Origin of the sequence: Pedobacter nototheniae (genome assembly GCF_004335085.1) — a bacterium.
Taxonomy (GTDB): domain Bacteria; phylum Bacteroidota; class Bacteroidia; order Sphingobacteriales; family Sphingobacteriaceae; genus Pedobacter; species Pedobacter nototheniae.
In genome coordinates this window covers 232,487-245,619 of record NZ_RQRS01000003.1, presented here as the reverse complement: position 1 = coordinate 245,619, position 13,133 = coordinate 232,487, and the positions used below count along the sequence as shown (strand labels likewise).

The window sequence follows — 13,133 nt, the reverse complement described above, 5'->3', positions numbered from 1 at the left end:
AGACATTACGCCTTATCCATTCATTCAATAATTCTCTCATTCACTCATTCAAAACTCAGTCATTCAAAACTCTCTCATTCAAAACTCAATAATTCAATTACCCTGCATTAAAGCGGTAGCCTACGCCACGCACCGTTTGCAATAACTGAGGGTTATCAGGATTTAATTCTATTTTCTTGCGTAAACGAACAATGTGCATATCCAATGTTCTGGTATTTACATCAGAGTTGTAACCCCAAACCACTAACATTAATTCATCACGATTAATAACCTTACCAGGGTTACGCAAAAAGTAAAGCAGAATACGATTTTCTAAAATCGTTAGCTCAATCTTTCTACCATCTCTAAATAAAGTATGAATATTTGGATGATGCTCCATATTGCCAAAACGATGAATCTCGGCCATGTCTTTATTTACGATAAACTTAACCTTACTTTCTAGCATGGCAACTAAAACATCCATATTAAATGGCTTAGTGATATAATCCGAAGCGCCAAAATTGTAAGCATCAATTTTATCTACATCCTGTGCCTTTGCCGTCATCATAATAATCAGGTTTTCAAAACCCTGTCCGCGTACACTTTCGCAAACATCAGAACCCTGTTTACCTGGCAACATCCAGTCCATTAAAACAATATCAGGTTGATCTGCCAAAATCATTCTTTCACCTGCATCCCCATCATGAGCCTCTAATACATTATAACCTTCTGTTTTTAAACGATGTGCAACTAAAAAGCGAAGATTTTCATCATCTTCTACGATTAATATTTTTACTTCTTTAGACATTTATATTTCTGTTATGTTATAAAAGTTTGAAGGTTGTAAGCTTATAAAGTTTACCAGCAACGCTCCAGCTTTTCAATTTCTAATTATTATAAGGCAGTACAATTTTAAACTCTGTACCCATGCCTACCTTACTTCTTACGGTAATTTCTCCCTGCATAAAGTTAACCAGTTCTTTGCAGAATGCCAAACCTAGCCCTACGCTTCCCATTTGGTTATATTCATTCTGGATTCTGAAAAACTTCTTAAATATATTATTTAATTCGCTCGATTGTATTCCAATTCCCTTATCAGTAAACCTAAATACCAAAACCCCCTTAATTAGCTTTGCGCTAATGTGTAATATCTTCTTATCAGGCTTAGAATATTTGTAGGCATTTTCTGCAAGGTTATCAAACAAACTCCCCAGCAATACCGGGTCTGTAATAAAGGTTTTAAAGCCCACAACTTCATAAGTCATGTTAAAATCTGGGTGCTTTAAAGTATGAGATTCTACCGTACTTTCTATAAAATCGCGAATATTAACTTCTTCCTCATTTAGCTTAATGGCTTTATTTTCAATTTGCGTAAAGGCGAGCAACTTATTCATTAAACCATTAAGTTTATCGGCTTCTTCATCTAATATTTTACCGTATAAACTAAGTTCTCTTTCTGATAGTGATGTTGCACTTTTAATGTTATTACCAGCAATTTTTATTACGCTTACAGGTGTTTTAAACTCATGTGTAAGGTTATTTACAAAATCGTACTGTAACTTAAACATTTTACTATTGATGTTTAAGTTACGGAAAATTAAAAATGCAATGAGTAACAATACGCCATAAACAAGTAAAAGCACTACGGCAATTGGCAAAAAGTAAATAAATATCTCTTTTTTAATATGATCCTTTGAAGAGATGAAGAATAACTTAAAATTAGAAAAGGCATTGGGCAGTGCAATTTCTGTTGTTAAATTATCATCCGATATATTAATCGGATCATAAGTAAGCGCTTCTACCTTTATGCTTTGAAAAAGCGAAGGCTTGGTGTTAATAATTTTAATCTTATTTGGATCAAGCTGAAAAACAAACATCCCCAATTTATAAACCGGTGCTTGAGGCAGTTTTTTATGGAGCATCTCCTTATATACCTTCAGCTCTTCGAAACTTGGAATATTTAAATAAGTAATTTTATTGGATGCCACTACAGAGAAATTGGTAAATAGCTCTTCCTGCCCAGGTACTTTTGCGGTATCCAATCTACCAATATAACTTAGCAATTGTAAAGCCATTGGATTAAAATCACTATTTACATCAAAAGATCTTCTATTTTCTTCTGAGTAGATTTTAATTGAATCAGCTGGAACTTTTTTCCCGAATTGATAAATATTTTTAGGTCCGAAACCAAAAGATTTAGAGTTTACGCCATCTCTAACGGGCATATTTTTCACCTCAGAATCGTAAAAGGTAATTTTAGTTACAAAAGGATACTTAAGCGTTGTGGTATCGGCAAATCTTGATGCCGAGGCCGAATCCAGGTAACCGCTATAATAAGATACCTGCGGCATCTTAATTTGAAAAAAATCATTGTAAGGTTTAATCGTTTGCTCCAGTACGTTTACCTTTTCAGATACAAACTCATTTTCTATATATTTTTTGCTGAAGTTAAAAGCTAAAAACAGCGAAATGATAAATAAAATAGAAATGAGAACAATAAAAGTTACAATAAGCAGAAAGTTTTTACGATAGCCGCTTTCTTTATCCAGTGCCATACGTTATTTCCTGTTGATATTATCTTTTAAAAATTGCTCCAATGCTTTATACATTATTAATCGGCTTTGCTGTCTTTTTATAGGATCAGGGCCTTCTTCTTTTTCAATATGCGTTACGGGTACGTTTCTTTTTTGCAACTCCTTAATAAACTGTATTCCTTCGGCAATATTAGCATGAGGATCTTTAGGGTTTTGCGCAATAAAAACTGGTGCATGAAACCGATCAGCATGAAAAACCGGAGATGCCGAACGCACATATTCGGTATCAGTTATTGGGTTGCCAACTATTTCGTAATACATCTGCAATTTAGATTTTAAAAATGGAGGAATCATTTTAAAGTAACTAAACAGGTTAATTACTCCAGAATTTGAGCCACCACAGCTGTATAAATCAGGGTTTTTATATAAGCAGTTTAATGCAATATAACCACCAAAGCCATTACCGTAAATGGCTACCTTTTTTGAATTTACAATTTTTTGATCAATTAGCCACTTTACTCCAGCATTAACATCATCTTGTACCTTATCGCTTAGTTGTTTAAAACCTGCAGCATAAAACGCTTTCCCATAACCGATAGAGCCTCGGTAATTTACCTGTAAAACTGCATAACCACGGTTAGCCAAAAACTGAACATCGGCATTATAACCCCAGCTATTGCGCCATACAGGGCCATCGTGCGGAAGCACAACTAAAGGTAAATTTGTAGCCTTTTTATTTTTCGGCAAGGTTAAATAACCATTAATAGTTAATCCATCTACACTTTTATAGCTTATCGGCTTCATATCGCACATATCATCTTCCTTGATAGAAGAATTTACATCAGCCAGTTTTCTAAGCTTATTCTGATTAGCGAAATATAAATAATAAGATCCTGGGTTTTTATCCGTAAAGGTTCTAACCACAAAAACATTATCAAGCTTGTCCTTATCTTCCACTTGCCACTCGGTACCTGGCAGTAAAGCATCAATCTTATTATAATTAACCCTCGTTGTAGAATCCAGATAGAATTTTTCTTTTTTCCAAGTCTCGCAGGTTACAAAAATCATTTTCTTTTTCGTTCTCGAATACTTTGCCTCAACCACATTTAAGGTATCATTAGCGAAAAGGATTTTTTTCTCCTTTCCAGTTTTAAGATCAAGCTCTACCAAAGCATTTTTATCCCTGTTAACATTAGAAATAGCATAAAGCACATCAGACTGGTTTTCTGCTATTGCAACGGGATTCAGTGTAGTTTTAAAATTATTGGTAATAACGGGCTTAAAAGATTGATTTTCATTTTCGCGATATAAAAGCGTTTTATTTACACCATCACTCGAAATTGCCATTTTCAAAATCCCCTTATCATCGGTAATCCAATTGGTGATATTGCCTGGGTTTTTCGCGGCAATATCCATCTTGCCATTTCTAACATTTAATCGGTATACATCAAAAACAGACGAATCTCGTTTATTGGAAGAAACGATTATATATTTATCATCAATAAGTTGATTTTCCAAAACATCTATCTTTGCTTTCTCGTTAGAACCCAGTTGAATTTGCCTGGTTCCATCTTTATTAATCACAAAAAGATCAGATTTTCTGTCTCTCGAATCATCTTTTGTATAGTAGATTAATTCGTTATTGCTAGTCCAGAAATAAAAGCCTAAATTTTTCTCAGTAAGGTGAGTTAATTGCAAGCTTTTGCCTGTTGCTAAATCTTCAACAAAAAGATTATTTTTCTTATCCTGTAGTTTAACGTACGACAAGCTTTTACCGTCAGGAGAGATATGATAATAAGCCTTATCCTGCGTTTTAAAGAAATCATCAATAGGTATAGTTTTCTCCTTTCTGAAGCCTTTACAAGCACAAAACAAAGCAACCATCACCATTATCAAAACTCTATTAACCATATAATTTCCCCCCGGGAGCACAAAAATAAATATCATGAGTATTTAAACTATGATATACACCAACAATGTTACTAAAGTATAGGGATGATGTGGTTCAATTTAGGATTTTAAATAAGTTTGTAAACCAAAACAGAAGTAACATTATTATTGAATAAATAAAATACTACAAAAAGCTATTGATTTCTTTCGCTTTCTGCTTTACCTCTTTTTAACTACATTTAAATCTTTTAATTTAGAGGTATGAAGCGTTTACTTTTCATCGTGTTTTTCTTTCTGTACAACGGAGTAAATGCTCAGATATTTCGCCCTAACCAACAAATTGCACCCGATGAAAGTTCTTTAGCTATTCAATATTATCAAGAGGGTGATTACGAAAAAGCAGCCCTTCTTTTAGAGAAACTTTATGCCAGCCCTAATAATGAGGCCTACTTCGATTTATATTTTAATTGCCTACTTAAACTAAAAAAATATGACGTTGCAGAAAAGCTTGTAAAAAAGCAAGTGAAACAAACACCTCAAAACGATATTTATTTGATTGCTTTGGGCAAACTTTATCAGGAAAAAGGTGATTTACCAGCTGCCAGTAAAATTTTTACGGAGGCCATTAATAAGCTTCCAAAGGATGAGTATAAAATAAGGTCACTCGCCAATAATTTCTATCGGTTTGAAAATTATGAATTTGCTATTCAAACCTTTAAGCAAGGCAGAAAACTCCTTGATAATAACCAGCTTTTTACCTTCGAACTACTTAATATTTACAGGTTTAAGAAAGATAAACCCATGCTAATGCAAGAATATTTAGATGCATTAAGCACCATGCCGCAGTTACTAGCACAGGCTGAAGCTGTTTTACCTGCTATTTTTGAAGATAAAAATGATTATCAAAACTTTCAGATCGGTATTTTAAAGAAAATGCAAAAAGAGCCCGATGCCGAAATCTATGTTCAGCTTTTAACCTGGAATTATATTCAACAACAAGAATATGATATGGCTTTACGCCAGTTAATAGCTTTTGATAAACGTACAAAGGCTGATGGTGGAACTTTATTTAATACCATTTACACTTTTGTTGATAACAACGCATATGATACTGCGATTAAAGCATACGAGTATTTAATAACCAAGGGTAAGGAAAATGCTTATTATTTGCCTTCAAAAATTGAATTATTAAACACAAAATACAACATACAAACGCCTGGAAAATATAATGTTGTGGATTTAGAGGCTTTAGCGAAAGATTATCAGACTTTACTTGATGAATATGGCAAAAATAAAAACACCTTATTCGCCATCAAAAAGTGGGCTAACTTGCAGGCTTATTATTTAAAACATCCCGAAAAGGCAGAAATTGCATTGGAAGAAGCGCTAAAAATTCCAGGAATAAATACTGTAGATATCGGTCAGCTGAAATTAGATTTAGGTGATGTTTATATTTTAACCAACCAACCCTGGGAAGCCTTTTTAGTTTACGAGCAGGTAAGCAAGCAATTTGAAGGACAAGCCATTGGCAATGAAGCCCGTTTCAGAAGTGCGAAACTTTCTTTTTACCAGGGTAATTTCGAATATAGCAACGGACAGTGTCTGGTTTTAAAAGCAGCAACCTCCCAGCTAATTGCTAACGATGCCTTAAACTTAAGTTTATTAATTACAGATAACATCCAAACGCCAGCGGATAGCAACGCCCTAAAAATGTACGCCGATGCAGAGATGTTATTGTTTAGAAACCTACCCGCACAAGCTATAAAAAAGTTGGATAGCATTGCAATTGCTTATCCTCAAAATAGTTTGACGGATGCAGTAATGATGAGCAAAGCTAAAATTCTTTTAAAAGCAAATGATTTTCAAGCTGCCGCAGATATATTAAAAAAGGTTGCTGAAGATTTTAAGGATGGCATTTGGACCGATGATGCCCTTTTTACGCTGGCCGATTTATACGAAAAGAAGCTGAATGATTTGGCCCAGGCTAAAATATATTTCCAAAAACTGATTACTGATTATCCAGGCAGTATGTTTAGTGCCGAAGCCCGAAAAAGGTTTAGGAATTTAAGGGGTGATGGGGTTTAAGAATGAGGCCAATTTGTTTATTTTGAGAGAGGCTATTATTACCAAGTCGTTCTAGACCATTACCAAGTCAATTGCGACCGTTGCCAAGTCAATTGTGACTGTTACCAAGCCAATTGCGACTGTTACCAAGCCAATTGCGACTGTTACCAAGCCAATTGCGACCGTTACCAAGTCAATTGCGACCGTTACCAAGCCATTCCGGATCATTACCAAGCCAATTGCGACCGTTACCAAGCCATTCCGGATCATTACCAAGTCAATTGCGACCGCTACCAAGCCAATTGCGACCGTTACCAAGTCATTCCAGACCGTTACCAAGCCAATTGCGACCGTTACCAAGTCATTCCAGACCGTTACCAAGCCATTCCAGATCATCACCAAGTCATTCTAGATAATTATCATGTCATTTAAGATCAGGTTATTGTGCTAATTGTCCAATAGGAGCTACTCGAAATGCACGCTAAATAAAACAAATCAGCCTTTTCGAGATGTTCAGCAGGGCATTCCGAAAGTAAATAAAATGAATTTAAAATCCGTAAACTTTTAAATATGTAACCATCATTTTTTTCTGATTGAATGATATAAACAGCTTATATTTCATTTGGCATCCCTATACAAAACCTTATCTTTGCCTCATGCTTTTATACAACGTAACTTTAATTTTAGATGACGCTGCTGCCGAAGAGTGGCTGCAATGGGCTCAAGAAACTCATATTCCTCAAGTAATGGCTACAGGTCTTTTTGTATCACACCGTTTATTAAAAGTTTTAGATTCACCAAACGAAGGCGTTACTTATTGCGTACAATATGTTGCGGAAACGCAGGAACAATACAACGAATATTTAAATGTTTATGCTCCAGCTTTACAGGAGGATTTAAATTCAAAATTTAAAAATCGCTTTGTTGCTTACCGCACTTTAATGGAGTTTGTTTAAAACTCCATCACAATATCTACGGATTTATTTTCTTGTTATTTTTGTGTCTGTCCGTATCGCGGATGCTTTTCTTTTCGAGGTTTTTCTCTAAAGCATCCGTTAGATTAATCCCTGTTTGATTGGCCAAACAAATCAGTACAAACATTACATCGGCCATTTCATCAGCAAGGTTTACTTCTTCATCACTCTTTTTAAAAGATTGCTCACCATACTTTCTGGACATAATACGGGCAACTTCCCCCACTTCTTCCATTAAAATTGCCGTATTGGTTAACTCATTAAAATAGCGTATTCCAGTCGTTTTAATCCAGTTATCCACCGCTTGCTGCGCCTCGTTAATTGTCATTTTGATCTTCTTTTATTTCAGATAGAATAATTTTATTAATATCAACATTGGCATCTTCCAGCAAAAAAACACTTGCCCCATACTCTCTGGAAAATTTGTTTTTCACTTCACCAATTTTAGTTATTCTGCCAAAATAAGGTTTTTCTCTTTTTCTTTCAGGGTCTCGGTCATCAAATTCTCTTATCAGGATGAGGTGTTTAATCGGTTTATCCATTTTAAACCAATACAAATAGTCGGCATTGTACGATACAGCATTTATATTTTTATATTTCGAATAATAATTAACGGCACCCGCTTGTCCGTAATTATCTGCCCTTATCAATAAAGCCGATTTATCTTTAACCTTTTCGTAAGCAATATCCGTTAGCGCTGCCATTTCTTTCCAGCCCTGCATATCAGCGTAATCTTGTGGCAACTGATGATTTTTTCCATCTTCCCAACGGAGGGCACCTACCCTTTCAAATCTTTTATGGTGTGCAACAATCTCATCGGGACTATAAAATGGCATTATCAGTGGCAGCAAATAAATAAATGAGCCTATTGTAAAAGCAAATAGCAGGCTCGTAAGTACGTATTTTTTTGATAAAGCACGGGCTAAATAAACTGCACCAAAAGCTAGTAAAACCGGATACAAACCTAATGCATAATAATCCTTCGCTTTAAAGTAGCTGAATACAATGAGTGTAAAAAGGTAAGTAAGGATCACCCAACTGTGCTTCCTAAAATCTTTATAAAAAAACAAACTGCCTATTCCAGCGAGTAAAATAAAGATTGAACTTATAAAAAATAGGATCTGACCAATAAAAAAATCGATTCTATTTACATGAACCAATTGTGTTGCCTGCAAAAGTTTCATATGCTTTAAAACAGGGAAATGATTATTTATTTGCCAGATTACGTTTGGTGATATAATTAATAAGATCAGTAAAATGGAAAAATAAAAGTGTTTATCGGCAAATATTTTCCTTTTAGATGTTAATAATACTGCTGGTAATAAGCCAATAATTAGAAAAAGGATATTGTATTTATTCAAAAAACCTAAAGCAACAAAAATTGCAAATGCATATAGATGTTTAGCTTCATTTTTATCAAAATACCTTAACAGATAGTAAAATACGGCTGTCCATGCTAAAACATCAAACGAATTAGGTTGATAAAGTGTATTTAACCTTAACAATGAAGAACATAGGCAAGCAACCGCAACTAAACACTTAGCTAATAAGTTACCTCCTAAAAAATCGACTATCTTCCAACAGAATAAAAGAGTAAAAACACCAATTAATGCTGGCACCAGCCGAACGACGAAAAAGCTATTGCCTAAAGCTTTAATTAACCAGGAAAAAAGCGAAGTTAGTGGTGGAACTGAGGTGAAACCTGCAGCCAAATGATTTGCCTGGTCTAAATGTAAATATTCATCTCTGTGCAGTTCATAAACAGAATTAACCAATAAATAAGAAAGAAATATTTTCAGTAAAATAAAAAAAAGTAGATAAGCGTATTCTGCTTTTCGGTTTGAATATTTATCTGTCATATCAAGAATAAAAGTTTAGGGCAAACATTTTTAGTTTGATTGTTATTTAATTAATTAGTTACACAAGTAATCTAAGTTTTTAATACTTACACAAATAGGTTACCTTGTATATAAAGTTCACATTACAAAACTTTAATATATTTGTTTTAACCAGAAATATTGAGTTAATCATCTAAATTGAAAATATGAATCTGCTCTTCAGTGAAAAACAACAAAAAGCCATTAATTCTATATGGATTTTAGGTACAATTATTGCCTTTCTACAAATCAGCAATTACTTTGTGGATAGCTACGGTCCAGATAATTTATTTTATACCTATTTGTGGAAGTCGCAGAACTGGCTTTTTGAGAGTTTAGTTTTTGCCTGGTATTTTTACAGCAATAAATTAATTGCTAAAGGTTTAATTATTCAGTTGCTATTTCTCCCTTATTATGTATTTAAAGCAGATTGGGCTGGCTTTCTCGATTATCATTTAAGCATTGATAATAGTAATCTAATTTATAGTGGATTAGGTTTCGCAACCTTTGTATTGCCGCTTGCGGCCTTCGTTATTTTTTACTTTAAAAGTGAAATTAAGCCCGCTGGAGTATCAAAAATAAAATCAATTATTATACAAGTTGTCGCTGTATTAATTTTCAGCTACACCGTTTCTTCAGATCCTGATTCCTTATATAAATTTATTGGGGGCTTTGTTGGCTCTTCGCTTTATGTTAAAGATATTATTGTTTCTATAATTTTCAGTTTAATATCTCTTAAAACCATTGCCATTTTAACAGGATTCTTTTACCTATCGAATAGAATTTATAGTATCAAACAATTGGTAAACCCGCTTGATGTACAAAATATTTCTGCTAGCTTTTTTAAGTGGGCATTTTTAATTAGCTATCCCGTGTTGTTACTCATGGTTGTAGATATGGCTGCTACAATATTTTCAATTTCACTCTCCTTTTCATCTTCCTTAAAAACAACAGCGATTATTTATATCCTGAGTTATTTAATTGTTCTTTTTATTTATGGAAGGTTTTTCGCCAACTTAATTCAATATAGAAACTACTCTTTAAAAAAATATTTTGGCGTTATAAACTCTCTTTCCCTATTACCCATTTTTAATTTAATTCCCTTTTTCACATTAATTTTCGCAAAAAAAAGCGGTAATTCAACTAGCAACTACGTTGAAAGATTAAAATCCAACAGAAATATTCATTTAATTATTTATTGTGCTTTACTCACTGTTTATACTTGTTATCGATATTTTTCAAAACAGGCAGAGCTAAGAGATTTTTCTGCTTTTTATAGTCTTGCGGTTTACATTGTTTCCGTTTTACTGCTTGCCAGATTTAAGTTAAGCACCAAAATAGTTCCTTTCCTTGCTGTAATTATATTATACTACGCAGATTTTAAGGATTTTTTTGATTTTACCCAAGGATTTTTAACTTTTATTAAAGCCAAAGTACTTTCATTTATATGGTTAAGTACCGCATCAATGTTTTTATTGTATTACGTTGTGGATTATATTTTGCATAAATGTTTTTACACAGAATATTTTGAACAGCATAACGCTGAAGAGTTTGAAGCTTATATTGAAAAGTTTCAGTAAGGATTTAAATGGATTTACGGAGTATAATTGATATTTCGCTACTCGGGAAACTAGTGCCCGCCTTAGTTAGCTTAAAATCAAAATTATACTTTCCATCGCGTGGTACCGTAAACTTTTTATTTTCAATTTCAAAATCCCAAACGGTGTAATATACAGTACTATCGCCTGCAGAGCTACTTGAATTGTATGATTCTGTTGTTTTTTTAGAATTAACAATATGAGTTCCACCCATAACATTCAAACTATCGAACATTAAAGATTGACCTCGACTTTCTACATTAAACTTTATTTTAAAATCTGGCGTGGCTTCTTTTGCTGCAACCTTAGACCATATAGTTACAACATCACCCTTTTTTAAATCAACGCCCTCGGCAGATGTAATTTCACCAATTTGTAATGGAACTTCTGTTATATCAGTGCCAATTGGATTGCAGGAAGCAAAACTTATAATGAACAAGGCAGCAAGTAAATTATTTTTAAACATAAAAATAGTTTTAGATGGTTCTTTTTATTTGGTATTTAAAGTATAGTTCTTGCTAAAATAGCTAAACATTTTAATGAACAAATCTGCATCCGCTTCCGTCAAATCGTCCATTGTTCTTATAAAAAAACTCTTACTTTTATATTCTATCGGGCAAACAACGGTTACTCCGCTACTATAAACTTGGCCAGAATAATTTCTAGCTGAAAAATCAATTACATAACAGCCCTCTTCTTGTCGCACTTTATATTGACTATTACTCCTTACATCAAAAATTTCATTTCCATATCCTGAATCACCTAATTCACTCGCCTTATTCGCTTTAACTGCATCTATAAATTTATAAAACGCCAATTCGTTACCTGTCGTAGCACGATATAATTGTACAAACTCATAATTACCTGCCGTTCTTGGCGCTACCTTTTCTCCCTCTTCCAAAAAGACTTTAAGTTCTTTTTCAATCTTCTTAAAAATGTCTTTAAGCGCATCAATCTTTATAACAGGACTATTTTGAACATAATCTTCCCATGAAGTAAATTTTGCATTAGTATAATTTGTATTGGTTAAATTTTGGGCTTGTTTTAGTAAATGAAGAAAAAGATTTAACTTTTGTTTTTTAGGAAACTTTTTACTCCAGCTCATTTCTGCTCTATAAAATATATAGCTTTTATGGGCTTCGTCATAATCAAAATGGATGGTAAAAAAACTATCGCTTTGCTCAAAAACTATACTTTTTTCATCTTCAAAATATACAAAATCGGCTCTTTCATATTGATTTTTCACATCCTTAATGGTTAATATTTTCGAATCATTTTCGGGTATAATCAATACTTCTTCTTTATATAATTCGCCGTGACGGGTAAAAATATTATCGAAAGTAACGCTAAAGTAGCCTGCAGAAATTTTAGCCAAATCTATTTTACCAATCTTCTCGGCCTCTTCACCTGGGGTCGGTTCAATTTTAGAAACACTAAATGTATTGCTCTCTGGTATGGTTAAATTATAAGTTTTATTAATTAAAACTGTTTTCAAAGGCAATTTTAAATCCATTACCTTTTTCATTTCTGCGGTAGAAACTTCTTCTATATCATCTGCCCCAGCAACACCTTTATCATCTTCCCTAACAACTCTTTTACAACCTAAAAAGATTAAACTTAGCAACAGCAAATAGCAAAAATTTTGTTTGCTCAAAGAAAATATTGCTTTTTTAAAGTTGAGATTTGAAATAGCGTTCATAAGCAGATTTTGAGATGTATAACCAAATATATAATTTAACCAGTCAATTATTCCTTATTCTTCGTATCAATTAGAATAGTTACAGGCCCATCATTTAACAAACTAATTTTCATATCGGCGCCAAAAATGCCTGTTTCTACATTTTTTCCAAGTAAAGTTGATAGTTTGGCAATCATTTTCTCATATAGAGGTATCGCTACATCAGGTTTTGCAGCTCTTGTAAAACCAGGCCTATTTCCTTTTTTTGTAGCTGCATATAAAGTAAACTGACTAATCAGTAAAATGTTTCCGCCAACATCTGCCAGCGCCTTATTCATCAAACCATTTTCATCACTAAAAACCCGCATTCCAACAATTTTTTGTGCCAGCCAATCTAAATCTTCTGAAGTATCAGCATCTTCAATCCCTAATAAAACTAAAAATCCGGTTGCTATTTCGCCTGTTGTATTTCCTTCAACTACGCAACTTGCTTGAGTAACTCTTTGTAAAACTGCACGCATTTTATACTACTTTTGATG

Annotated in this window: 12 protein-coding genes; 3 read left to right on the top strand and 9 right to left on the bottom strand. The window is 33.5% G+C overall.

Annotated elements, in window-relative coordinates; translation table 11 throughout:
* Positions 1-97 precede the first annotated feature (97 nt).
* The 3 genes from EHC72_RS04585 to EHC72_RS04575 all read right to left on the bottom strand — a co-directional run bounded on the left by EHC72_RS04585 (position 98) and on the right by EHC72_RS04575 (position 4,460).
* On the bottom strand, positions 98-787 hold the full coding sequence (locus EHC72_RS04585) for a response regulator transcription factor (RefSeq protein ID WP_131536487.1): 690 nt from the start codon (positions 785-787) through the stop codon (positions 98-100).
* A 79-nt stretch (positions 788-866) separates the two neighbouring features.
* Positions 867-2,534 (bottom strand): sensor histidine kinase, encoded by a 1,668-nt coding sequence (locus tag EHC72_RS04580; RefSeq protein WP_131536486.1) that lies wholly within the window; start codon positions 2,532-2,534, stop codon positions 867-869.
* A 3-nt stretch (positions 2,535-2,537) separates the two neighbouring features.
* Positions 2,538-4,460 (bottom strand): S9 family peptidase, encoded by a 1,923-nt coding sequence (locus EHC72_RS04575; protein ID WP_246029370.1) that lies wholly within the window; start codon positions 4,458-4,460, stop codon positions 2,538-2,540.
* A gap of 204 nt (positions 4,461-4,664) precedes the next feature.
* Here EHC72_RS04575 and EHC72_RS04570 point away from each other — a divergent pair, with 204 nt between their 5' ends.
* Positions 4,665-6,488 (top strand): tetratricopeptide repeat protein, encoded by a 1,824-nt coding sequence (locus tag EHC72_RS04570; RefSeq protein ID WP_131536485.1) that lies wholly within the window; start codon positions 4,665-4,667, stop codon positions 6,486-6,488.
* Positions 6,489-6,539: 51 nt separating this feature from the next.
* Here EHC72_RS04570 and EHC72_RS04565 read toward each other — a convergent pair whose 3' ends face one another.
* Positions 6,540-6,866, bottom strand: a complete 327-nt coding sequence (locus tag EHC72_RS04565; protein ID WP_211660277.1) for a hypothetical protein — start codon at positions 6,864-6,866, stop codon at positions 6,540-6,542.
* A gap of 257 nt (positions 6,867-7,123) precedes the next feature.
* Here EHC72_RS04565 and EHC72_RS04560 point away from each other — a divergent pair, with 257 nt between their 5' ends.
* Entirely contained in the window at positions 7,124-7,423 is a 300-nt protein-coding gene (locus tag EHC72_RS04560; protein WP_131536483.1) for a DUF4286 family protein, read from the top strand.
* A gap of 16 nt (positions 7,424-7,439) precedes the next feature.
* Here the strand turns inward: EHC72_RS04560 and EHC72_RS04555 are convergent, their stop codons facing one another.
* Entirely contained in the window at positions 7,440-7,769 is a 330-nt protein-coding gene (locus EHC72_RS04555; RefSeq protein WP_131536482.1) for a nucleotide pyrophosphohydrolase, read from the bottom strand.
* A complete protein-coding gene (locus tag EHC72_RS04550) occupies positions 7,759-9,300 on the bottom strand; it encodes a glycosyltransferase family 39 protein (RefSeq protein WP_131536481.1) in 1,542 nt (513 codons plus the stop codon). The genes EHC72_RS04555 and EHC72_RS04550 overlap by 11 nt, the downstream gene beginning before the upstream one ends.
* 185 nt (positions 9,301-9,485) lie before the next feature.
* Here EHC72_RS04550 and EHC72_RS04545 point away from each other — a divergent pair, with 185 nt between their 5' ends.
* On the top strand, positions 9,486-10,898 hold the full coding sequence (locus EHC72_RS04545; protein WP_131536480.1) for a hypothetical protein: 1,413 nt from the start codon (positions 9,486-9,488) through the stop codon (positions 10,896-10,898).
* 4 nt (positions 10,899-10,902) lie between these two features.
* On the opposite strand, the gene EHC72_RS04540 is transcribed toward EHC72_RS04545, so the two are convergent.
* From EHC72_RS04540 to dtd, 3 genes are read right to left on the bottom strand one after another with little or no spacing between them, the layout of a single operon-like run.
* Entirely contained in the window at positions 10,903-11,382 is a 480-nt protein-coding gene (locus EHC72_RS04540) for a hypothetical protein (protein WP_131536479.1), read from the bottom strand.
* Between the two features lie 24 nt (positions 11,383-11,406).
* Positions 11,407-12,615, bottom strand: coding sequence for a hypothetical protein (locus EHC72_RS04535; protein ID WP_165585761.1), 1,209 nt, complete (start codon positions 12,613-12,615; stop codon positions 11,407-11,409).
* 47 nt (positions 12,616-12,662) lie between these two features.
* A complete protein-coding gene (gene dtd / locus EHC72_RS04530; protein ID WP_131536477.1) occupies positions 12,663-13,115 on the bottom strand; it encodes a D-aminoacyl-tRNA deacylase in 453 nt (150 codons plus the stop codon).
* Positions 13,116-13,133 lie beyond the last annotated feature (18 nt).